At 36.7% G+C, this 23990-nt stretch carries 24 protein-coding genes; 4 read left to right on the top strand and 20 right to left on the bottom strand.

The genetic code is table 11. The annotated features are described in order from the left end of the window. Positions 1 to 36: 36 nt before the first annotated feature. Positions 37 to 966 (bottom strand): arginase family protein, encoded by a 930-nt coding sequence (locus EM808_RS12950; RefSeq protein ID WP_127738783.1) that lies wholly within the window; start codon positions 964 to 966, stop codon positions 37 to 39. A 205-nt stretch (positions 967 to 1171) separates the two neighbouring features. On the opposite strand from EM808_RS12950, the gene EM808_RS12945 reads away from it, so the two are divergent. Then, the gene (locus tag EM808_RS12945; protein ID WP_127738619.1) at positions 1172 to 1639 is read left to right on the top strand and encodes a flavodoxin domain-containing protein; all 468 of its coding nucleotides are present in this window, start codon (positions 1172 to 1174) and stop codon (positions 1637 to 1639) included. Then, positions 1629 to 2513, top strand: a complete 885-nt coding sequence (locus EM808_RS12940) for a hypothetical protein (protein ID WP_127738618.1) — start codon at positions 1629 to 1631, stop codon at positions 2511 to 2513. The genes EM808_RS12945 and EM808_RS12940 overlap by 11 nt, the downstream gene beginning before the upstream one ends. Before the next feature lie 51 nt (positions 2514 to 2564). Here the strand turns inward: EM808_RS12940 and EM808_RS12935 are convergent, their stop codons facing one another. The 6 genes from EM808_RS12935 to EM808_RS12910 all read right to left on the bottom strand — a co-directional run bounded on the left by EM808_RS12935 (position 2565) and on the right by EM808_RS12910 (position 8527). Beyond that, the gene (locus tag EM808_RS12935) at positions 2565 to 2954 is read right to left on the bottom strand and encodes a hypothetical protein (protein WP_127738617.1); all 390 of its coding nucleotides are present in this window, start codon (positions 2952 to 2954) and stop codon (positions 2565 to 2567) included. A 124-nt stretch (positions 2955 to 3078) separates the two neighbouring features. Then, positions 3079 to 3474, bottom strand: coding sequence for a hypothetical protein (locus tag EM808_RS12930; RefSeq protein ID WP_127738616.1), 396 nt, complete (start codon positions 3472 to 3474; stop codon positions 3079 to 3081). Positions 3475 to 3796: 322 nt separating this feature from the next. Then, positions 3797 to 5314, bottom strand: coding sequence for an ABC transporter permease/substrate-binding protein (locus tag EM808_RS12925; protein ID WP_127738615.1), 1518 nt, complete (start codon positions 5312 to 5314; stop codon positions 3797 to 3799). Further along, positions 5311 to 6261: an ABC transporter ATP-binding protein gene (locus EM808_RS12920; protein ID WP_127738614.1), complete on the bottom strand. Its 951-nt coding sequence runs from the start codon at positions 6259 to 6261 to the stop codon at positions 5311 to 5313. Before EM808_RS12920 ends, EM808_RS12925 begins: the two co-directional genes overlap by 4 nt. Before the next feature lie 20 nt (positions 6262 to 6281). Beyond that, the gene (locus tag EM808_RS12915) at positions 6282 to 7250 is read right to left on the bottom strand and encodes a zinc-binding alcohol dehydrogenase family protein (protein ID WP_127738613.1); all 969 of its coding nucleotides are present in this window, start codon (positions 7248 to 7250) and stop codon (positions 6282 to 6284) included. Positions 7251 to 7276: 26 nt separating this feature from the next. Next, positions 7277 to 8527 (bottom strand): multidrug effflux MFS transporter, encoded by a 1251-nt coding sequence (locus EM808_RS12910; protein ID WP_235856609.1) that lies wholly within the window; start codon positions 8525 to 8527, stop codon positions 7277 to 7279. Positions 8528 to 8719: 192 nt separating this feature from the next. On the opposite strand from EM808_RS12910, the gene EM808_RS12905 reads away from it, so the two are divergent. Then, positions 8720 to 9076, top strand: a complete 357-nt coding sequence (locus tag EM808_RS12905) for a winged helix-turn-helix transcriptional regulator (protein WP_127738781.1) — start codon at positions 8720 to 8722, stop codon at positions 9074 to 9076. Positions 9077 to 9294: 218 nt separating this feature from the next. On the opposite strand, the gene EM808_RS12900 is transcribed toward EM808_RS12905, so the two are convergent. From EM808_RS12900 to EM808_RS12850, 11 genes are all read right to left on the bottom strand, one after another. Next, positions 9295 to 10263 carry a transketolase family protein gene (locus EM808_RS12900; RefSeq protein WP_164849658.1) on the bottom strand — a complete coding sequence of 323 codons (969 nt, stop codon included), beginning with the start codon at positions 10261 to 10263 and terminating at the stop codon, positions 9295 to 9297. Next, complete coding sequence (locus EM808_RS12895; protein WP_127738612.1) at positions 10260 to 11111, bottom strand: transketolase; 852 nt, start codon at positions 11109 to 11111, stop codon at positions 10260 to 10262. The genes EM808_RS12900 and EM808_RS12895 overlap by 4 nt, the downstream gene beginning before the upstream one ends. A gap of 87 nt (positions 11112 to 11198) precedes the next feature. Continuing rightward, positions 11199 to 12575 carry a PTS ascorbate transporter subunit IIC gene (locus EM808_RS12890; RefSeq protein ID WP_127738779.1) on the bottom strand — a complete coding sequence of 459 codons (1377 nt, stop codon included), beginning with the start codon at positions 12573 to 12575 and terminating at the stop codon, positions 11199 to 11201. A gap of 43 nt (positions 12576 to 12618) precedes the next feature. Beyond that, positions 12619 to 12900: a PTS sugar transporter subunit IIB gene (locus EM808_RS12885; protein WP_127738611.1), complete on the bottom strand. Its 282-nt coding sequence runs from the start codon at positions 12898 to 12900 to the stop codon at positions 12619 to 12621. 30 nt (positions 12901 to 12930) lie between these two features. Beyond that, positions 12931 to 14997: a BglG family transcription antiterminator gene (locus tag EM808_RS12880; RefSeq protein ID WP_127738610.1), complete on the bottom strand. Its 2067-nt coding sequence runs from the start codon at positions 14995 to 14997 to the stop codon at positions 12931 to 12933. 379 nt (positions 14998 to 15376) lie between these two features. Then, a complete protein-coding gene (locus EM808_RS12875) occupies positions 15377 to 16009 on the bottom strand; it encodes a LysE family transporter (protein WP_235856608.1) in 633 nt (210 codons plus the stop codon). 322 nt (positions 16010 to 16331) lie between these two features. Further along, positions 16332 to 17081, bottom strand: a complete 750-nt coding sequence (locus tag EM808_RS12870) for an ABC transporter permease (RefSeq protein ID WP_127738609.1) — start codon at positions 17079 to 17081, stop codon at positions 16332 to 16334. Continuing rightward, positions 17082 to 17843, bottom strand: coding sequence for an ABC transporter ATP-binding protein (locus EM808_RS12865; RefSeq protein ID WP_127738608.1), 762 nt, complete (start codon positions 17841 to 17843; stop codon positions 17082 to 17084). A gap of 154 nt (positions 17844 to 17997) precedes the next feature. Beyond that, positions 17998 to 18339: a DUF1048 domain-containing protein gene (locus tag EM808_RS12860; protein WP_127738607.1), complete on the bottom strand. Its 342-nt coding sequence runs from the start codon at positions 18337 to 18339 to the stop codon at positions 17998 to 18000. A gap of 50 nt (positions 18340 to 18389) precedes the next feature. After that, positions 18390 to 18710 (bottom strand): PadR family transcriptional regulator, encoded by a 321-nt coding sequence (locus EM808_RS12855; RefSeq protein WP_127738777.1) that lies wholly within the window; start codon positions 18708 to 18710, stop codon positions 18390 to 18392. A gap of 286 nt (positions 18711 to 18996) precedes the next feature. Then, the gene (locus EM808_RS12850) at positions 18997 to 20130 is read right to left on the bottom strand and encodes a polysaccharide deacetylase family protein (protein WP_127738606.1); all 1134 of its coding nucleotides are present in this window, start codon (positions 20128 to 20130) and stop codon (positions 18997 to 18999) included. Between the two features lie 781 nt (positions 20131 to 20911). On the opposite strand from EM808_RS12850, the gene EM808_RS12845 reads away from it, so the two are divergent. Further along, complete coding sequence (locus tag EM808_RS12845; protein ID WP_127738605.1) at positions 20912 to 21388, top strand: hypothetical protein; 477 nt, start codon at positions 20912 to 20914, stop codon at positions 21386 to 21388. 60 nt (positions 21389 to 21448) lie between these two features. Here EM808_RS12845 and ahpF read toward each other — a convergent pair whose 3' ends face one another. Together ahpF and ahpC are read right to left on the bottom strand one after the other, a co-directional pair. Further along, on the bottom strand, positions 21449 to 22978 hold the full coding sequence (gene ahpF, locus EM808_RS12840; protein WP_127738604.1) for an alkyl hydroperoxide reductase subunit F: 1530 nt from the start codon (positions 22976 to 22978) through the stop codon (positions 21449 to 21451). Between the two features lie 12 nt (positions 22979 to 22990). After that, the gene (gene ahpC / locus EM808_RS12835; protein ID WP_127738603.1) at positions 22991 to 23554 is read right to left on the bottom strand and encodes an alkyl hydroperoxide reductase subunit C; all 564 of its coding nucleotides are present in this window, start codon (positions 23552 to 23554) and stop codon (positions 22991 to 22993) included. Positions 23555 to 23990 lie beyond the last annotated feature (436 nt).

Raw genomic sequence — 23990 nt, 5'->3', positions numbered from 1 at the left:
GACATTCAAAAAATCTAATGACCCTTTTATTAAGTATTAAAATATCCAGTTATAAGAGGGTTTGTCAGTTTTATTTATATCACCAATTAATGGAAGACGTGTTAGCATATTCGCCAATGCAACAGCCTCCCATGGAAAATGCTCTGTAATCCCAAGTCCAACAATGTCATAAGCCTTTCCAACATCTTGAAGGACCCGAATGATCGTTTCTATGCTGGAACCTTTTGGCGTTTTTTCAACCATTATGCTGTATGTATCTGGATTTGCTATTAGTAATGAACGAAACTCTCTTAAATCAAGGACATCTAAATCAAAATGAACAATTACTTTTGAAACATTTCGATTATCCAGCCAATCTAAAACTGAGCTGCTATCCTTCACAATTTCCTCAGGCTTAACCACACTCAAATTAAATCGGTCCATCACTTCTTTTTCTGAAGCTGTTCCATCATTTAAACCAACATATAACACGTTTTTGGGATCGACCAATTTTGGCACTTCAGCCACAAAGTCCTCATCTCCTACCCCAAGTAGATTTGCAAGAACATGTGCATGATGGTGTTCAAAATGCTCTGGAGAGTTTACATCTGGATGTGCGTCAATCCAAAGAATTGCAGCATCCCCATCATACCTGTTATGGAGATAGGCAAACGGTGCTAATTCAACGCCACAATCTCCACCGAAAACGACTACACGATCTGGATTATGCTTATGGAGAATCGCTTTTGCTGCATGCACCTGTTTGAGCAGTGTACTCCTTGCAAAAATGCCCTTCTCAACAGTAAGTCCTTCTGCTGACAGATCAATCGGAACCTCTTCAAAGGCATCATCAGAACTTGGAGCAAGCCAATTAAGAAGCTGTGCACCGAGGTAATAAGCTGAATTATTCCCGCCTTGCCACTGAGGCATTAATAGCCTTAATGTCTTGTTATCGCCTTTATTCTTCAAGCTTTCATTACTTTCCATCATACAGCCTCCCTTTTTTTTATTCCTAATAAAGATTAGTAAATTAAAACCATATTTTTATAGTAATACTCCTCCAACCAGCTTGTAAAATATAACTCCTTATCTTTTTGTCAAATACTGAAGCATTTTTTACATTGACATTGATAATCATTATCATTTATAGTTATTAATAATGAAAATTATTCTCATTTAAGAGGTGTTAATTATGAAGGTACTAATTGGGTTTGCAAGCTTAACAAGCAATACAGAGGATATAATGATGATTTTAAAAAATAAATTAGAAACATTAAATTGTGAAGTGGCTGTTGAGGATTTAGACTTAATTCCGCTTCAAAAGCTATCACAATATGACCTTGTTTTTTTTGGAAGCTATACATGGGGCGATGGAGATTTGCCGTATGAGCTTGAAGATATGTATGAAGAATTAGACGAAGTGGATCTAACGGGGATGTCCTTCGGTGTCTTTGGCTCAGGCGACCGTTTCTATCCTGCCTTCTGCCAGGCTGTTGACCTGTTGGCAGACAAGGTGAAGGAACGAGGGGCAGATGTGTTTAGCTCTTTATTGAAAATTGAGTTTAGTCCTGATAGTGAGGAGGAAGTGCAAGAATGTGAACAATTTGCAGTAGGTGCCTATGAGTGGGCAAAGGAAAAGGATACTAGTCATGCACGCTAATGGAGCGACTGCTGTTGTTTCTACCTCCCCAAATGAATTTTTAGTTTCCATTAAAGGAGAAGGCATTTATTCGTTTAAGCATAATCGCTGGAAGCTAATCATTCCATTACAAGACTCTATATATCAACTGAAAAGAATAGGTGATTACATTATGGGTGTTGGTGACAGAGGTAGATTCATTCGACTACATGAAAGAACGGGTAGATGGAAGACCTCCTTCTTTCCAACAAGTCAGCGCTTATGGAATATTGTTGGCAACGACAGTGGGTTAGTTATTACACATGCAGGAACACAATTACTTGTGTCTTTAGATTTTGGGGTAAACTGGAAAGTCATTTCGCTTTTTAAAGAGCTTTCTGTTAGGCCCATTATTCGCTCTTTAACATTACAAGATGAAGACTTATATGTTGGTACACAAATACATAAACAAAATGGCGGGTTGTGGAAATACACGTTATCCTCCCAGCAGCTAGTGCCTGTTCTACATGATGAAGAAACAATGGTTTCATCTATCCATGTTGATAATTCGTTTCTTTGGCTGACAACAGGTTCATGCCAGACAAAAAAAGGCACTTTCGCCTTCCGAAATCATCGAGACAACAAATGGCATTCCCTTACTTGTGAAATTGAAGAACGTGCTTTTCTTGGCATGGTACATTCTGGCGAACATATTTACGTTTGTTCCAGCAAGGACGAATATGGATATTCACGTATTTATCATGTTGACTTATCACGAATGACACTAGAGCCAGTTGAAACAATTAAAGGCCATTGCTTTTGCGTTGCTGTCAGTGCAGAAGACCTGTTTTTGGCTGGTGGAGAAGAATGCAAATGGATGAAAGCGAGCTTAAAAGAAACAAAGATTCTTCATTAAAAGGAACAAGGAGCGTCGCTAAGAAGACGCTCCTTCTCTTTTAAGTAACTCTTAGCCCTCTACAATAGCTAGATAATGAAATAGTCCTGAGTCATTTTCAACAATTAGAATATCTTTACGTTCTTTAGCGGAAAAAATCTTTGACCCTACCTTCAGCTTATTTGCCATTTCATCGTTAAAATCTGTATTTGCATCATTTATTGTTTTTATTTCACCGATTTGAACATCCTTCGTTAAAGCCAATTTATCTACCCAATCAATGTTTGTTTGATATATTACTCCTTCAAACTGAAAAATATCGGCGTCTGGATCCAAACCTAGCACTTCCTCCGCATCAATTTCACCAATAACCTCTGTTACTTCATCCCCTTTTGCAGAACATCCAGTGATAATAAGCAAGGCTAAAGCAGTTATTAATAAATACCGTTTTTTATTTACCAAAACAATAACCTCCTTTATCCTTTAGACGCTTAGGAATGATGTAAAGTTACTTGCATATTAATAACTCTCTTCCTTTTTTGTAAAAAAAAACAATCCCTCCGAAAAAGAATCGCGATAGATAAAGTTATTTATTTTTCAAGCTTATGCTTTCAGTTTGATTATTCCACTCAATGTTAACGTCTACTTTAGACTTTTCCGTCACTTTTGCATTTGAGACATTACTCTCACTTGTATCCGTATAAATACCATTCTCATCAAGGGTAGCACCATTCGCACTAAAACTACTTGCCTTGGTTGTAACATTATAGGTAATCTCACCAACCGAAGTTACGTCCTGCCCCTTATATTGCAAAGTAAAATCTTGTTTTTCATAATCATCCTCTGCTTGTGTAACCTTTAATTCAACCGACCAATTGTCTGATTCACCTGTAAAGATAAACGGTTTGGAAGAATTATTACTGGTGCATCCTGATAAAACAAGGATGATTACTAACGATAAAGCAGTTAAAATACGCTTCATCTCTCATTCCCTCCAAATAAATGAATTAAATTGTTATTTACAAACAATTATACGTTCAGGCAGGATTAAAGTTCCGGTTCTAAATAACATTTTTATATCTCTTTTCACCATCATTTTGATTTTTTTCTTTTTGTTTCAAATGGATTAAACCTCAACAACGATTAGGACAAATGTTGAAACATCCACAAAATCAAACGGCTTAATCTCCTTATGTAGATTTAAGCCGTTTAATTTCTCTCTTCATCTATCTAAAGTAAGCATTCCTGGTTACAGATTCATTTATTTTAGCTAAAATAGTCGGAAAAGTTTTCATTATCCATCATTAATTTAGTAAGTTCTTCCCTTCTAAAAACGTTTTAGCAACATCCCTTGCTTTTTTCTTCTCAACTGCAACTTCATAGTTCATTTCTCTCATTTCATCATCTGTTATTTGATCTGCTAGTTTATTTAATATGTCTTCCAACACTGGGTATTTCTCTAACGTCTCTTTTTTTAGGATTGGTGCCCCTTGATATGGCGGAAACAGGTTTTTGTCGTCTTCTAAAACAGTTAAATTATTTCGTTGGATTTCACTATCTGTTGAATAGGCATCTACAATATTTATATCGCCTCGTTTAACAGCAGCGTACCTCAACTCTGGCTGCATGATATTTACCTTGGAGAACTGGATGCCATAGAGATTTTGGATGCCTACATATCCATCTTGACGTTCTGGAAACTCTGGTGTAAAGCCTGCTTTAATACTTCCTTCAATTGCTTTTAAATCGGAAATGGTCTTTAAATCATACTGTTTTGCGAGTGCTGCAGGAACAGCTAATGCATAGGTATTATTGTATTTCATTGGCTTAAGCAAAACTAAATTCAATTTAGTTAAAGCCCCTTCTTTCGCTTGATTGTATACCTCTTGGCTGTCCGTACTTTGCGGCTGGTCTTTTAAAAGATCGACGATAACGGTCCCAGTAAATTCCGGATAAATATCTATACTGCCAGATGTTAAAGCGTTATAGACAAAAGTAGTTCCTCCCAAATTTGGTTTGATGTCCACTGTTAAAGAGGACTCCTGTTCAATTAGCAGCTTATACATATTCATTAATATTTCCGGCTCTGGTCCCATTTTGCCGCCTATTGTAATATCAGCACCTTTAGGCTGGTTTAAGGCGGATACTGTGATAATTAAGAAAGCAATTACGATCACAGATACGATCGAAACAAATGCTTTCTTAAAAGAAAGCTTTTCAAATTGTCTTAATAAGAAGTCAAAAAACAGAGCTAAAAGAGCAGCTGGAATGGCACCTAATAGGATAAGACTAGTGTCATTTCTGCTAATCCCCACTGTAATTAAGTCTCCCAATCCTCCTGCACCAATAAGTGCAGCAATGGTGGCTGTACCTATGATAAGAACCATCGCTGTTCTAATCCCAGCCATAATAACTGGCATGGCAAGAGGTAGCTCTACCTTAAAAAGCAGCCTTCGGTTATTCATTCCTAACCCTTTAGCTGCCTCAATTAAATTTGGATCAACCTCTTTAATTCCTGTATAAATATTCCTTAAAATTGGAAGCAATGCGTAAATAACTAATGCAATAATTGCTGGTATTGTTCCGATTCCAACAATCGGAATTAGTAAACCTAATAAAGCTAAAGACGGTATTGTTTGAAAGACAGATGTAATGCCGATGATGATTTCGGCAGCCTTTTTCTTTCTTGTTAAATAAATCCCGAGCGGAACTGCAATAATTAATGCAAAAAAGAGCGCAATAAATGATATTTCGATATGCTGAATTAAATCCTTTAGTAACTCCCCTTTTCTTTCTAAGAAGGCTTGATATAGATTATTCACTCTTTTCCACCTTCCTTCATGCCATTTAATTGATATTGGATAAGCGATTGCCTATCTATTAAGCCAATGATTGCTCCATCCTTTTCAATTCCTATTTGATCGTTTTCAGACAGTGCTTCTAAGGTTTCTTGGAAAGAGCTTGTTACCGGAATAATCAGTCCGGCGAAATGACTGAGGGTTAATGGAGACAGAATATGTTCCAGATTAAAGGAAATATTTTCATGACTTACCCTTCCAATAAAATCTTTTACAAAATCATTCACAGGATTATTTATTAATTCCTCTGGTGTTCCAATTTGGACAATCTCCCCATCTTTCATTATGCAAATTCTATCACCTAATTTTAAGGCCTCTTGCATGTCATGTGTGACGAAAACAATCGTCTTTTTTATCGCTTTTTGCAGGCTTATAATATCATCTTGAAGCTTTTCTCTGCTTATTGGATCAAGAGCACTAAAGGGCTCATCCATAAGGATAATTTCTGGGTCTGCGGCTAATGCTCTGATTACTCCTATTCGTTGTTGTTGTCCGCCAGACAGCTCATTAGGTTTTCTGTTTTTATATGTTTGCGGCTCTAATCCGACCATCTCAAGCAATTCATCAACTCTTGCAGCTATCTTCTCTTTCGTCCACTTTTTCATTTCAGGTACTACTGCAATATTTTCTGCAATAGTCAAATGAGGAAATAAAGCAATTTGTTGCAATACATAGCCAATATTCCAGCGCAATTCATGAATATCGTATTCACTTATTTTTTTCCCATCAATGAGAATGGTTCCATTTGTTATATCTATTAACCGATTTATCATTTTTAATGTGGTCGTTTTACCACTCCCGCTTGGCCCAATCAGAACAAATAGCTCTCCTTTATTGATAGTTAGATTTATTGAATTAACAGCTGTCGTACCATCCTGGAATAGCTTTGAGACATTTTCAAATTGAATCATATGTAATCTCCTTACATTTTTTATGTATTTACTATTACAATCTTTCCATTTGCACCATTACTTTCCATTAAAAGATGTGCTTGGCTAATCTCCTCTAAAGTAAATACCCTTGCGATAGGGACTTCTATCGCAAATTGTTCGATATGTTGAAATAATTTAGTCAGCAATTGGGGTTTGAAGTTGACTCCACTGTCAAATTGGGTAAAATACGTTCCAGAAGGGATATCTACCATTGGCTCAAAGCTTTCCATTTCCCATTCACCGCCCAATATGCCAGTCATACAAAGGATTCCCTTTTCATCAAGCATCCCTAGCGAATTCTTTAATGTAACAGTGCCAACTAGCTCTAATATCTTATTAACGCCATTTGGGAAAGTACTATAAAGCTGTGGCTGTATATCGCCTTCATCTAGTAAAACGTGATCAGCACCAAGCTTGTTCAATTGTTCCACCTTTTGTTTATTTCGTGTTGTTGAAACAACTGTTACGCCAATACTTTTAGCTAACTGGAGTGCAGCTACCCCTACCGAACTTGTGCCGCCACGGATTAGAAGGGTATCCCCTGCTGTCAGCATTAAACTATCAAATAATGAAGAGTAAGCTGTATAATACATTTCGGGAATTGCCGCAAGCTTTACCCAATCCAGCTCATTGTTTATGGCATATACTTGGCCGGAAGGTATTAGTGCATATTCTGCATAACTTCCATTAAATTCACGACCCAGCCCTCCCATCAAGGAAACAACCCTTTGCCCCATTTTCATAGCACTATCAGATGGATCTGCAATCTCTCCAACACATTCGATCCCAATAATTCGTGGCAGCTTCACAGATGGTGAATGCCCTTGTCTTGTATAAATTTCCGAACGATTGATTCCGAAGGCTTTTATTTTAACTAGTACCCATCCTGGCTTCACTTTAGGCATTGGTACTTCCTTTACATATAAATCCTGTGGTGCACATGCTTTTTCTAAAACAACTGCTTTCATTCAAGCACACTCCTTTCTTTATCAATTTATGAATGAATCTGACTTTTAATAGATTTCGCCTTTATAGCATTTTTAATCAGTACGAAGTATATAAGCACAGCAACAAGGCAACTGCAGAAAATAATGGACCCAAATGGCATGGCAGAATTTTCACCGGCTATTCCTACAAGGGGGCCAAAAATGGCACCTAATAAAGTCGGACTAACACCAAGTAAGGCAGATGCACTTCCTGCAATATGACCTTGCCTTTCCATCGCTAACGTAAAAGATGCGGAGCTAATGATACCAGTTGACCCAACAAACATGAAAAGCGCGATAACTAGAACATATAAAGGGCCTTGAATAAATACTATCAACATTACTGCTGTCCCAGAGATAAATGCGACAGCTAACCCTATTAAAACAATTTGTTGTTCTGCGATTTTGCCAGCCATTTTTTTAACAAATTGAGAGCCAAGGATTAAGCTGATTCCATTTAAAGAAAATAAGAGTGAATAAAGCTGTGGAGAAATACCGTAAATCTTTTGGTAAACAAAGGGTGATCCAGAAATATAGGCAAAGACCCCCACAAATATAAACCCTTGCATTAAGGTATATCCCAAAAACGTCCGATCTTTCATCAATATGGTAAAATTACTAAAAAATTCTCTTACATTATTAGGAACACGCTTCTCGGCAGGAAGGGTTTCTGTTAATCTCCATGCTGTTAAACTTGTTAATAATATTCCCAGCACCCCTAAGAACAGAAACACACCTGTCCATAAAGAAAAAGCAAGAACTGCACTGCCTGCAAGTGGTGCAAGCAATGGAGCCAAATTGGTAAACATCATAAGCAAAGAAAAAAATTTAGTTAACTCTATTCCACTATACAAATCACTGACTATTGCGCGTGAAATTACAACACCCGCCGATGCTGCAAACCCTTGAATAAAGCGTAAAGCAATTAGCACCTCGATATTCGGCGCGAATACACAGGCAAAAGAAGAAACTAAATAAATAATCATCGAAATTAATAATGGCTTACGTCTGCCATGAATATCACTTATGGATCCCATTACAAGCATCCCAATACTCATGCCAATCATACACGCGGTCAAGCTCACCTGTATCATCGAGGCGGTTGTTCCGAAGTATCTCATCATTTGCGGAAATGCGGGAAGATAAGTATCAATAGTAAACGGCCCTAAGCTAGAAAACACAGCTAACAATATGGCAAGCCTTACTGAATTTTTTTTACTTTTATTTAGATTAGGATATTTATCGCCCATATTATTCATTTTGGATACATTCCCCTTTCGTTTTAAATGCTTAGGAAGATTTTTAATTTTAAAGAAATATACTGTATTTACATCTAAATTGACAATGCAATAGTTAAATCATAAAATCATGATAAATGTCATTGTTACTTTTGAAAAGTAGGCACCTTTAGGTTGTATAGTAACCTTTTAGTAACTATTGGAGGTCTTATGATGGAAACAAAAAAAGAACTGCCAGCTTGCCCTGTTGCAACAACAGTAGGACTGATAGGCAACAAGTGGAAGCTATTAATCTTGCGGGAATTATTAACTGGTACAAAAAGATTCGGTGAACTCAGAAGTGGCATTGAGGGAATTAGCCAAAAAGTCTTAACTCAGAATCTACGCTCTATGGAGGAAGATGGCATTATTAAACGCCAAGTTTTTGCAGAGGTTCCACCACGGGTCGAATATTCACTTAATGACTTGGGAAATAGCCTTAGACCAATAATTAGTGTTATGGAAGAATGGGGATTAGGTTATAAAGCATTGATAAACGGGGAATCAAATCAACTGATAGGCAATAAATGAAATATAGCTTGGAGCTATGTCTTAGCAATAAATGTTGGTTGATGGTTTCACTATGTAAATTGTTCAAAAAGACAAATTCCATCTGTTAGGTCGGCTTAAAACATAATAAAAATATAAAAAAACTGAACTATTAATTGATAAAATAGTTCAGTTTATCTTAAATTTAAATACCAATGACACGACCTCTTTGTTCATCCTAAATCAACTAACAGCAAATATTAATCTTTCTTTGTCCTTACAACTTCTTCAACAGCACTAGTAATATCCTTTGCGGTTAACTGATAAAATTCTTTTAAATATTCAAGCTTACCAACCTGACCGAATTGCTCTTTGACGCCAATACGTTTCATTGGTGTAGGGCAATGTTCACTTAAGACCTCTGCCACAGCACTTCCCAGTCCTCCGATGACATTATGATTTTCTGCTGTAACAATTGCTTTTGTTTTTTGAGCGTACTTCACAATTAAGTCCTTATCAATTGGTTTAATTGTGAACATATCAATAACTGCTGCTTTTATTCCTTGTTGTTGAAGTATGTCTGCTGCCTCTAATGATTCAGCCACCATAATACCGCTCGCAATAATCGTTACATCCTCCCCCTCACGAAGGACCTTCCCTTTTCCCGCTTCGAAGACTTCATTTTCCGGGTAAAGCTTTACTGCGTTCTTACGGATTGTGCGGATATAATGGATGCCATGCTCTTTTTCCACCTTTAGAAGCAGGTAGCGAAGCATAGTAGAATCACTTACTTCATAAACATGACAATTTGGGATGAGCCTAACTAGACCGAGATCTTCAAATGCCATATGTGTTCCACCGTTATGCTCTGCTGTTACTCCTGAATCAGATCCTAATATTTTTATATTTGTTTTAGCATAGGCACCTGAAATGAACAGTTGATCGAAGGCACGACGGGTAGCGAACTGACCAAATGTATGAACAAAGGGAATTCTTCCTGTTAGCGATAAACCTGCGGCAACTCCCATCATATTTGCTTCCATAATTCCTGTATTGATCAGTTGATTAGGTATTTCCTTGATAATTTTATTCGTTGAAATGGCGCTCATTAAATCTGCTTCTAAGCCAATCACCTGTGGATTTTCCTTAGCCATTTCCATTAGAGTATTGGCATATACCTGACGCATTTCCACGCTTTCTAATTCATAGTTTTTAGACGCTGTAATCATCCCTTCACCCCCTTTCCAAGTTTCGTTTCTAATTCGGCAACTGCACTTAAAATAGCTGCTTCATCTGCTTCACTAGGACGGATATGATGGTTATCGGCCTTCTCCTCTAAATAAGGAACCCCTTGCCCTTTGACTGTATCTAGTATAATCGCTATCGGCTTAGCATTTTGCGCTTTTCCCTTTTCAATTGCTTCAAAGATTTCTTGCACGGAAGCACCATCCACCTTCCTAACATAAAAGCCAAAGGCATTAAATTTCTCCACGAAATCTAGTGGATCAATAATATCCTTCGTTAACCCATCTAGCTGTTTTTTATTGTCATCAACAAGTACAACAAGCTGATTCAGCCTGTGATGTGCTGCAAATTGAAATGCCTCCCAGCACTGCCCTTCGTTTAATTCACCATCTCCCACTATACAATACGTATAGTTGTCTTTATGAGCGAGTTTATGAGAAAGTGCTACTCCAACAGCCGCTGAAATTCCTTGCCCGAGAGACCCTGTTGTCATATCGACACCAGGTGTTAAATTTTTGTCTGGATGTGAAGGCAGCTTCGTACCATTTTGATTTAATGTATACAAATGCTCTTCTGGGAAATAGCCTTTAGCCGCTAAAGTTGCATATAAACTCGGCCCACCATGACCTTTTGATAGAATAAAATAATCACGCTCTTCCCAATTTGGATTTTCCGGATCTATCCTCATCACTTCTCCATATAGTACGGCCAATGCTTCAACTATTGACAAGCTTCCGCCATAATGACCAAAACCTACGTTATATAACTCTTTTAATGTTTTTAAGCGTATCTCATCTCGGAACAGCTCTAACTTTTGTGTATCCAAACTCATACTAATTCCTCCTTTTGTAAACAAATGACCTGCTATATCAAACATCTCTTCACAAGCAGCGTTAGCGTTCCATATACATTCTTAGCATCATACACCAAGCTTTTGTGAATTATTGCTGTCTTTATTTTTCTTAAAGAAGCCAAATACCACAGCAAGTAAGACAAGACCAACAACCGTAATGGTAACACCAGTAGCTCCAAACGATTTAGCGACGTTTCCAAGAACAATTCCAGATACAGCGAAGTCTGCATCAGAAAATGTTGTGCTAACAAAGCCTAAGTCTCCAAGTACAGGCATTAAGAATACAGGCAGGAAGGTTATTAATAATCCATTAACAAATGATCCGACTGTAGCGCCTCGAACGCCACCTGTAGCATTTCCAAAAACCCCAGCTGTTGCACCAGTAAAGAAATGCGGAACTACACCTGGCAAAATGATTACGGAGCCTGTCAGTGCAAGGATTACCATGCCGACAATTCCGCCAGCAAAGCTTGAAAAGAATCCAATTAAAACTGCATTTGGTGCATATGGAAACACAATAGGGCAATCAAGGGCAGGCTTAGAATTCGGAACTAGTTTCGTAGAAATCCCTTTAAATGCTGGCACGATTTCTGCTAATACGAGACGAACTCCTGAAAGGATGATAAAAACTCCTGCAGCAAAAGTAACTCCTTGAATAATAGAGAAAACAAGATAATGACTGCCATTACTTAGTTCCTTCTCCACATAGGAAGGACCAGCAAAAAGGGCAATGATTACATAAAGAACCACCATTGTTAACGAAATAGTCACAGAACTATCACGCAAGAAGCCTAATCCTTTCGGAAAGTTTATCTCTTCTGTTGAGCGTGATCCCTTTCCAACAAGCTTTCCAATAAGACCTGACGCAACATAGCCTAAGCTCGAAAAATGGCCAAACCCAACATTATTGTTGCCTGTAATTTTCCTCATAATCGGCTGACAAATCGCAGGAAACACTGCCATGATTAAACCTAGGGCAAGGGATCCAATAATTATAAGGGGTATTCCTTTTAAACCAGAGACAACTAAGATAACAGCAAGCATACATGCCATATATAAAGTATGATGACCAGTTAAAAAGATATATTTCAACCTTGTAAATCGTGCAATTAAAATGTTGGCAATCATTCCAAAGAACATAATAAAGGCTGTGGTACTGCCAAATTCGTTAAGTGCCACTGCAACAATTGCCTCGTTATTCGGAACAACACCTGTTACATTAAAGGCGTGCTGAAACATTTTTCCGAACGGATCGAGAGACTGAGTTATGATTCCAGCGCCTGCTGAAATCACTAGAAAGCCAAGAAACGTTTTAGTTGTACCCTTTACGATTTCACTTGTTGGTTTTTTCTGTATAATAAGTCCTACTAATGAAATTAATGCAATTAAGACAGCTGGTTGGCTCAAAATATCCATCATCAATTTGAGAATTCTTTCACCCATCATATATGCCTCCCTATAGTTCACTTAATCTAGCATTTAATTCTTACAGCAAGCCCTTTTGTTGTAACACTTCTTGTAGTTTCGCTCGTAGTCCATCCATATCTATGATGCTATCAATCACAATAACCTCACCTAAATGGCCCATTCCTGTGGCAATGTCCTTTGCCGCTATAAACAGATCTGCTGAATCTGGCGTTGCTGAGCTAAGGTCACAATGATCTACCTCAATCCCGCTGATCCCAAGCTCTGACAAAATTTGCTGCACGTTCATCTCTAACATAAAACTGCTTCCTAAGCCTGTTCCACAGATTGCTAATATTTTCATCTTTATTCCTCCTAGTAATTGTTTTTTATATTAAACCGCTTCCGAATATAACTTGAATAAATGAAGAATGCTCTCCAATGACTCTGTTTCTTTTAACATTTCAATATTGTTTTTATCGCTCAGCAGCTTCGTCAATTGGGATAGTGCTTTAAGATGTGTTGTATTATCGCTAGCCGCAATACAGAAAAACAAGCGCACAGGGTACCTTTCATCATTTAAAATATATACAGGCTCATTAAGCTTAAGAAAGCTCATCCCTACTTGATTCACTCCCATTTCAGGCCGTGCATGCGGGATGGCAACTTCAGGACCAAGTACTACATATGGACCTAATGTTTTAATATTGGCAATCATCGCTTCTATATAAGAGGACTCAATTGTGCCTTTTTCTAACAACGGATTTGCTGCAAATTTTAAAGCTTCCTCCCAATCGGGCAGTTGTTCTACAACTTGAATGGTGTCTTCTTTTAATAAATCGCTTAACACAGGTTGGTTCCTCCCCCTCTGAATATCTGTTTTTCGATGAAAAGTCAGTTGACTTAAAGCACTTGTTAATCCCTTTTCATCATATATATTTGCATACCGCCCAATTGTTTGGACAAGCTCTTTCAAAGATATATCCTGGTATTGAATATTAAAAAGCTGCTGATATACTTCATTAACTAAGCTGTTTTTTTCATTTGGCGTCATTAATGGCTTAACATAATAACAAGGCAGCTTTGACTCGATCTTTACTGTCGAAAAAACAAGGTCGTATTGATTAACATCCTCTTTCTGATATCCTTGTAACGATAATGTTTTTTCTACAGTTATTTCTGAAAAAAGCGACTCGACAAGATGTCTTACCATTAACGAAGAGCTAACACCACTTGGACATACGACAATAGCTCGTTTCTTTTTCGGCATAGCCTGCTTTGGTTTTGCTAATAATGCGCCAAAATGAATCGTAATAAAGCCGATTTCTTCCTCTGGGATATTTATTCCTAATAGTAAGCCAATCGGCTGAATCAGCTCCTGCACAATGGTATAAAGCTCTTTATGCTCATTTTTAATTTGCTTGATTAACGGATTATTAATAGGAATGCGATATTTCATTCGATAATAAGCTGGCTTTAAATGTTGATACAAGGATTGAACAACTTCATCCTTTTTTTCAAAAACGATGGCCGCTTTATATTCAAAATCAAATACTAGCTGTTCACATAAGTTGAAGAGTACATCCCTCCTGCTACCTTGAGGAAAATGACTTCCTAATGAGAGACCTAATAATTGAATCGTAAAATAGCATAACTCATTTTCATCTGCCTCTAAATCAAGAAAACGACATAATTCCTCTGCGACTAACCACATAGGGTCTTTTTTTAATAATGCGATCTCATCATAATGAAAACGAATTAATTTCTGCTCTTTAAGCCGATAAGAATAAAAGATGAGAAAATAAGCAAATTGATGCAATCGTTCCTCTACAAAATGTAAATCAAACACTTTTTCTATTTGAATTAAAGCACGGTGAATCCAATCTAATTGAATTGGATCTTTTCGGTCGTTTCCCAAATATCTGATAATGGTTGAGAAATAAGGAACTTGCAGCATCTTAGCTACATGATGTTGGAGTAAAATTCTCTTATCAGACTCTGTTCCAGAAAGATGGTAGCCCTTCTGCCTGGAATAGCGAATCTCGACCAATGATGACTGATTTTTTTCATTGGCCTTCTTCACATCGGATATAACCGTATTTTTACTAACCTGTAAAAGCTGTGTTAAATGAACAGATGAAATGGCTTCTTGCCGAATAAAAAGATAAAAATAAATGAATATTAACCGTTCCTCTTCTGTTAAATAAATAGATTGTTCCTTATTTTCTGTTTGCTGTTTTTTATAATGGAACACCACCTCTTCTGGGACTTGAATATAATTAATTCCTTTGTACGTAATACTAGGCAGCTTTCTCTCTTTTAACCAATAATTGATTTTATCCATATCATAGGCAATTTGCCGTTTGGATAATTGAGTTTGTTCGATAACCTGATTCATAGTTGTACTCTTCACTTTTAAAAGGTACTCAAGTAAAAGTGCAGGTCTTTTATCAATCATCATTGGAACTACCTCCTGAAATAATCTTATAATAAAACGCTTACATTTAGAGATGTCATTGGGAACAAACAATGGTATGCACGCATTAGCAAAATTGTGATGAACCCCTGTCGAGACAAAGCTTTGTTTCCTCCTTAACCTTTGCTTGTCTCTATCTTTAAAGTACATTTGAGTATAACCATTTAATCATCCAGCCTCAAGAGGATTTTTTATTTGATGGATTAATAGCCATTTGCATTTAAATAATGTCAAAGCTTTATATAATGGAAAGGACAATTGAAAATCTTATACCCACCAAATAAAAAAGGCATTTTCCAATGAAGGAAAACACCTGTTTAAACTGCTATACAATATTTTTTAGAATTACCTTTTCATATATACCTTATAATAATGCTTGAAATCCGATATAAAACTCATATAAGAAATAGAAGCCGAATCCAAACAATAAAATACCTGCAATTATCGATGTCCATTTAATCATTTGGCGGTTCATAATTTTTCTTGTAAACGACACGATCGTTAACAACCCAATATCGTGTAATAATATGCCTGTAATAATACCTAATGCAACAATGACAAAGCTGTTTGATTCACTGCCTTTATAGGAATCTGCTAACACTGCTCCAAATACAGAAACCCAAAACACTAAATTCCCAGGTGATACCGCGACAAGCAGGCCATTACGATATGTTTTGAAAAAGGATTTGTTGACTTTTTCGCCTGCCATAGTAATATCCTTATCTGCGTTTTTAATAGAATCATAGGCAAGGAAAAATAAAAAAATGGCTCCCACAATCCATAATGGCATTTGTATAAATGGAATAGCTAATATTTTCGCTAAGCCTAAATACAGTGCTATTATCAAGATTAAATCAACAGTCATACCTCCGATACCTACTGCCCATCCATGCAAAAACCCATTCTTTAAGCCTTGCTTCGTCATCTCAACTGTAATTGCTCCAACCGGCATTGCAATCGCAAGCCCAACCATTACATAAGCAAAATACAAACTCACATAAACACTTCTTTCAAATCATAAGATTCCTTCTTACGTCCGTTTATATGAATTATTATACATTATATTTTATAAAAATGAAATATTATCCAATGATTTGTCTAGTAATTTATTAAGTCACTTATACTATTTCACTGCTATAAGAATTGAACTTGCCTGTTTTCAGCCTAATAAGGATGGGACAAAATATAAAATATAAGCTATCTACACACCAGAAAATACAAACGCACAAACCATACTATTAGTCAAAGACTTAAATATTTCGGTGCGTGATTAGACTTAATTGCTTATGTCCCAGCCTCATTTCCATCTGATAAGGTGCTTACCCTAATTTACGCTTAAACTCTTTACTAGCGAATACGTAAGCTATTATCGTTATTCCCACACACCAGGCAAGCGCAATCCAAATATCATTTCCAACAGAACCTTCATATAGGAGGGCACGTATACTGTTCACGATTGACGTTACGGGCTGATTCTCAGCGAACACACGAACAATTGCAGGCATCGTTTCTGTCGGAACAAAGGCTGAACTTATAAAGGGCAGGAATACTAGCGGGTATGAATAGGCTGTTGCCCCTTCCATTGAAACGGCTGTTAATCCAGGAATGATCGCCAGCCATGTTAATGCCAGGGTAAACAATCCTAATATCCCAGCAACCGCAAGCCACTCAACGATATGAGCGCTTGTGCGGAAACCCATTAAGAGCGCAACAAGTATAACAAGCACGACAGTAAGTGCATTCGAAACAAGTGATGTTAACACATGAGCCCATAATACTGCGGAGCGCTTGATAGGCATAGTAATAAATCTTGCCATTAGACCGCTCTTAACATCATTGAACAGCCTTACAGATGTATAAGCGACACCAGATGCAATCGCCATAAGCAAAATTCCCGGCAATAAATAATTAACGTAGTTTTCCGCGCCTGTCTTGATGGCACCTCCGAATACATAAACAAACAGCAGCATCATCATAATCGGCGTAATCGCTACTGTAATAATCGTGTCAGGGCTACGCATAATATTTCGCATTAAACGCCCAAGCAGTACCCCAGTATTTCTGTTCATTTATTTCTCCTCCTTTTTGCTAATGATTGCGAGGAAGATTTCCTCTAATGTCGGCTGCTTCTCGATATATTCCACTTCCGCTTTTGGAAACATCTTTTTAAGTTCTGTTAGAGTGCCTGTCGTAATGATATTTCCACCATGCAAAATGGAGATACGGTCTGCCAGTTGTTCAGCTTCCTCCAAGTACTGGGTTGTCAGCAATATCGTTGTGCCGCCGCCTGCAAGCTCCTTGACAGTATTCCAGACCTCAAGTCGCGCTTCAGGATCTAGACCTGTTGTCGGTTCATCGAGAAAAATGACTTCAGGGTTCCCAATCAGGCTCATGGCAATATCAAGCCGGCGCTTCATCCCGCCTGAATATTTATCTGCACGAAGGTTCGCCGCTTCTTGCAGACTGAATTTCGTAAGAAGGTTATCGGCGACTTGTGCTGGATTGGGTACTCTCCGCAGCTTGGCAATCATCAGCAGATTTTCTCTTCCTGTCAACATACCGTCTAAAGCAGAAAACTGTCCTGTCAGACTAATGCTTTTGCGAACAAGCTCAGATTGAACCATAACATTATGGCCACAAATAGTAACCTCACCACCATCAAGCTTCAGCAGCGTTGACAGGATATTTACCGTTGTCGTTTTACCAGCTCCATTTGAACCAAGCAGGGCAAAAATTTCACCACGCTGCACTTCAAAGTTCACCTCTTTTAATACCTCTTTGTCTTTAAAGGCTTTTTTTAGCCCCTTAACGGAAATTACTGGACTGCTCATTTTTTTGCCTCCTAAAGGATAATTTTAATATTCTTAAAATCAGCTATATAGTCTGACTGATATTCATTATTACTTAGTACCGAATTAAAAATATAACTGAATAACGAAGGAAAACAACAATCAGCTATTCAGTCTTTATTTAATCTATTCCATTTCACTTTTTTCCTAATTCATCCATAATACTCTTATTCAAATCTTCACGGTATTTAGCAACATAAGTTTTTGCGTTTGCGACAAGCTCATCAGCAAATGTGGAGACATCTTCACCAGTTATCTCCAGCACTTGTCTGCCTTCTGCTGCACCACCTTCAAATAGCTCTATTAATTCATATTGAATATGCAGCATATCCATTCCGTTGCCTGCAGAGAATTGCCACATATAGTTTTGGATTTTCTTAAAGACAAACTGGTAGTCCTCTGGCAATGCTTCAACACGTGCCATCATCATCTTATATTCTTTTTTATCACCAAGCATTTTTTTAAACATTTCCAACATATTATTTTCCTCCTTGTTTTAAAAACTAATCAGCAGCATCTCTCATCAAGCTATGTTGACTTTAAGACACCAATTTTCGAAGATACGAAATCCCATTTCTTCCAAAACAATTCAAGCTCCTGCCGACCAGCCTCATTAAGTGAATAAAACTTTCGCGGCGGTCCCATATCTGATGGTTTCTTTTCTATGTTGACTAGTTTTTTCTTCTCAAGTCGCACAAGAATGGTGTAGACTGTTCCTTCCACAACCTCGGTAAAACCAAGCTCATTTAAGCGACGGGTAATCTCATAGCCATAGGTTTCTTTACGACTGATGATTTCCAGTACACAGCCCTCTAAAGAACCCTTTAGCATTTCAGTTAAATTTTCGATGTTCAGCGCCTCCTCTATTTTGTGTGACTTATATTCAGTGTTACTTAGTACTATAATAAAAAGGATACCGAACAGCATTTTGTTAGCTATTCAGTATTACTGATTACAGCTATATTGTAGCACCGAGTAGCAAAGGAGTCAATGGGAGCTTTTAAATAATTAAAAAATAGTCAGCTACCCATTTTACACACCTATAAAAAACCCTTAATCACATAATGCAAACAACCACTACCTTAAAGGCAGTGGCTTTGCATAAGTATTTAATATTCAAACTGCATGAAGGATATTATTGAGCTTTGCTGCTATTATGTGGATAACAACGATCATGACACTCAAAACTATATGACTCAAGCTCGTTATCAATTATTTCTGTTTGATAGTTGTTTTTTTGTAAATAATTTAATAACTCAGGGAGTTGTGCGACAGTCCCACTTCTATCATGCATTAAAATAATCGGAGCATGTTTAGACGGATCTAACGTTTTTAATTGGTCAATTACGTCTTGGACATAATTTTTATTAGAAGCACTCCAATCATCGCTGTCCACATTCCAATCCCATAAGATAAATTTATTATCACGTAAAACCTTTCTAAATGAATCTGTTAAATAAGGGATGCTGCCATATGGTGTGCGGATTAGATTTGTTTTAACACCTGTTATGCTCAGTAATGTTTCTTGAGCAGTTTGCATTTCCTTTAAAGCAGATTCTGGTGATTGATAAAATTTGCTGACATCATGTGTAACACCATGCAAACCAACTCCATGCCCATCCTTCACAGTCCGTTTTACCGCGTCAGGAAATGCCTTCATTTCCGGCTCTAACATAAAGAATGTTGCTTTAACCTTGTACTTGTCGAGAATATCCAATATTTCTAAAGAAGAAGCGGTAGGTCCATCATCGAAAGTAAGATAAACGGTTTTTTCATTCTTTTTATTTTCTGTTGCATTGTTACTCTTATTAGTCTCAGCTGGTTTTTCAACCGCTTTGTCTTCTGTTACTTTTTCTTCCTGCTTTGTATCATTTGTAGTCTTATCTTCCTGTTTTTCTTCTGTTACCTTTTCGTCCTGTTTATTTTCTGTCGTCTTTTCATTCTGCTTATCCTCTATTGTCTTTTCTTCCTGCTTATCCTTTGTTATTTGTTCATCCTGTTTTTCTTCTGCTGTTTTTTCTTTCTGATTTTCTTCTGTGGGCTTTACATCCTCATTTTCTTCCTTTGTATTTTCAGCACTTTTATTTTCAGTCGTATTTTCAGCGTTATTAATTCCCTCTATTTGTACTTCATCGTGTTTACTTGTCATTGTGTCTTCTTCCATTTGTTTTGGCGCAGTGTCACTTGATAATATTCTATTCTTTTCGGCCATGACTAAAACTAATAATATGGCTAATATACAAAATACAATAACTTTGATTTTTTTCATTTTACTGCCCTTCTCTTTCTATCTTTTAACTTATGACAATATGTATCTTTTCTCTTTTCCCTTTCCCATTAACAAAAAACACCAAAATAAAAAAAGGCAAACAACTACTCAAAATAAGAAATTGTTTGACCTTCTTTTAAAATTAACTTTAATTTATAAAGATAAAAGTAAAAACAAACACTTCATTCTGTTTCTTGCAGCATACATTTTTTAAAATTTAATGGTACTTGCCTTAATTCTTTCTATGTATCTAAAAATAACTTAACTCCCTTATGTTTATGTAATATTTTAGCATATTTTAGAAATAATTTCTGTATCACCAATGGACTATTCTTAAACTAAAGTATTTAGTTTAACTAGTAGAAGGTTGTTGTTTGTGGAAGTAAAAAACAATTGATTACCTATTAATAGTATTTCTTGTACTGAAGTTCCATCTTTTTTTAAAAGTGTGTATATAAAAATCTACTCTTTAATAGCAATAAACGAATGAAATACTCTCCTACAATGTGTGTGATATAAGAGAGAAAAATAAATGGAATACTGCCTGTATCTATATTATAAAAAACGAGTTTTCTTAAAGAAAAGTTTCATTTTTTTTTTAAAAATTTCATTATTATATCTTTTTTAGATATGATTTCATTTAAACAATGTCTCAACAGAAAATTTTAATGTTAAGCCTCCCATTTGTATCGATATTATTTCTCATCTTACATGATCTTTCCATGCATAATAAAGGCAAAAAAAAACAATCCTAATAATAAAAAGATGTGAGGATTTAACTATGTCATTTAAGATTCAAACAATATTTAATATTTGTATGGTTACAATCTCCTGGTTGTCACTGTATTTTATTGGTATTAAAAATATAAAAAGATTTCTTCCGGCTACCATAATAATCGGTATTATGGAAATTTTGCACGCGAAGGTTGGAAAAGATCGCAAGTGGTGGGTGTTTTATAATAAGCCAAACACTTATGTTGTGGATGAATTGCCCTTTAATACTGGTCCATTTATTTTTATTAGCATGTGGACATTAAAGATTTCCTATGGGAATTTCAAGAAGTTTATGTTAATCAATGCGCTTATACATGCGTTTTTTGCATTTCCATATACTTTTGCTGCAAAAAAACTGAAATACTACACATTAGTTCGCTTTAACAATATCCAGTTTTTTATCTATTTCTTTATGAAAGCACCGCTATTGTATTTGTTACAATACCTTGTTGAAAGAAGCAAAAATAGTATACAAAAGCAGTAAAATGGGGAAAATAGCAAAAAAACTGTCGACAAACGTAATTTGTCGACAGTTTTTTATTGTTTAATTGCGGATTAGATAATCAAATGCTCCTAATGCAGCAGTAGCACCTGATCCCATGGAAATAATTATCTGCTTATATGCACTGTTTGTACAATCTCCAGCAGCAAATACTCCAGGGATGTTTGTAGATCCGTGTCTATCAACAACGATTTCACCGAATCGAGTACGTTCAATCGTGTCACCTAACCAGTCAGTATTTGGCACAAGACCAATCTGAACGAACACACCTTGAAGCTCAACATGGTGAACCTCTTCTGTATCGCGATCGATATAAGAAATGCCGTTAACTTTATCAGTACCGGTAATTTCTTTTGTTTGTACATTCTTTAATACTGTTACATTTGGTAGGCTGTATAAACGATCCTGCAATACTTGATCTGCTTTTAATTCAGGCATGAATTCAAGCACTGTAACATGCTTAACAATTCCTGCTAAATCAATTGCAGCCTCAATACCTGAGTTACCGCCGCCGATAACAGCTACGTCTTTTCCTTCGAACAATGGTCCGTCACAGTGAGGGCAGTAAGCAACACCTTTGTTTTTGAATTCAGCTTCTCCAGGCACGTTAACATTTCTCCAACGAGCTCCTGTAGATAGAATGACAGATTTACTTTGAAGAACAGCTCCATTTTCTAGCTCTAATTCAATTAAATCTTTCTTTTCTAAACGTTTAGCACGCTGTAAGTTCATAACATCGATGCCATATTCCTTCACATGCTCCTCAAGGCTTGCTACAAGCTTCGGACCTTCCGTATGCTTCACACTAATGAAGTTTTCAATGCCCAAAGTATCCATAACTTGTCCGCCAAAGCGCTCAGCTACAATACCTGTGCGTATACCTTTACGTGCTGCATAAATAGCTGCACTTGCACCAGCTGGACCGCCGCCGACAACTAATACATCATAAGGGTCTTTATTAGAAAGCTCTGAAGCATCTGGACCACTGCCGATTTTATTAAGAATTTCTTCTAATGTCATACGGCCGCTGCCGAATGGTTCGCCATTAACGAAAACAGTTGGCACTGCCATAATATCCTTGCTTTCAACTTCCTCTTTAAAAGCTCCACCGTCAATCATTGTATGTGATATTTGAGGATTAAAAATACTCATCACATTCAATGCTTGGACAACATCTGGACAGTTGTGGCAAGTTAAGCTGATATATGATTCGAAATGGTATTCGCCTTTAATGTTCTTAATTTGATCAAGCAAGCTTAGGTCTACTTTAGGAGCTCTCCCGCTCACCTGCAGCAGTGCCAAAACTAATGAAGTAAATTCATGGCCTAATGGAATCCCAGCAAAAATGACACCAGTATCTTCTCCGATACGGTTAACACTAAAGCTTGGTGTTCTTTCTAAAGTAGTATTTTCCACTTTAATTCTTGACGACATTGTAGCCAATTCATCTACTAAGGAAAGCATATCACTAGATACTTTATCAGTGCCTGCACTAACCTTTAGTAAAACGTCGCCTTCCATCAGCTGAAGATATTGTTCTAATTGTGCTTTAATCTCCCCATCTAATATCATTGATGACACTCCTTAGATTTTCCCTACAAGATCAAGGCTTGGCTTAAGTGTTTCAGAACCTTCTTGCCATTTAGCTGGGCAAACTTCACCTGGATTGTTACGAACATATTGTGCAGCTTTAATTTTGTTTACAAGTGTGCTTGCATCACGGCCAATTCCGTCTGCATTGATTTCAACTGTTTGGATAACGCCGTCTGGATCAATGATGAAAGTACCGCGATCAGCAAGGCCTTCTTCTTCATTCAACACATCAAAGATGCGAGAGATTTTTTGAGATGGGTCACCGATCATTATGTATTCGATTTTTCCGATAGCATCTGAATGATCGTGCCATGCTTTATGAGTGAAATGAGTGTCAGTAGAAACAGAATAAACTTCTACTCCAAGATCTTTCAAAGCACCATATTGATTTTGAAGGTCTTCTAATTCAGTTGGGCATACGAATGTGAAATCTGCTGGGTAGAAGCAAACTACACTCCATTGACCTTTTAAGTTTTGTTCAGAAACATCGATGAATTCACCGTTGTGGAATGCTTTTGCTGAGAATGCTGCGACTTCTTTACCGATTAATGACATAAAAAAATTTCCTCCTTAAAATAGGTTATTGAAAAGTTGATATATATTAATTTAAAAATTAATTTCCACTCAACAACACCAAGTTATAATTAGTATTATAAAATAATCACTATTTATAATCAAATAAAATATTCTTTAATAATTAATTTAATTATAAATTACTCCTAATATTACGGAGACGAGTAGCCCTCAACATAGGAAATCCCTATATTTTTAAATGATATTTCGCTCTTCTTCTTCGGCTAAAACATTTAATTACAGCAATTTAATGCCAATAATTTCTTCCGTGATTTTTTCAATTACATTGGCTTAAATAATAATGTGTTTCACACGTAAGCTGGGTTATCATTTTAGAGAACCTTTTTATTTTTCCCCTATGCAATTATTATCATTCATTCTTGATATCACTTAAGGTTATATAATAAACATAACATGC

This window comes from Niallia taxi, from assembly GCF_004005475.1.
Lineage (GTDB): Bacteria > Bacillota > Bacilli > Bacillales > Cytobacillaceae > Niallia > Niallia taxi.
Note: the sequence above shows the minus strand (reverse complement) of the source record. Positions and strands in the feature narration are given on the sequence as shown.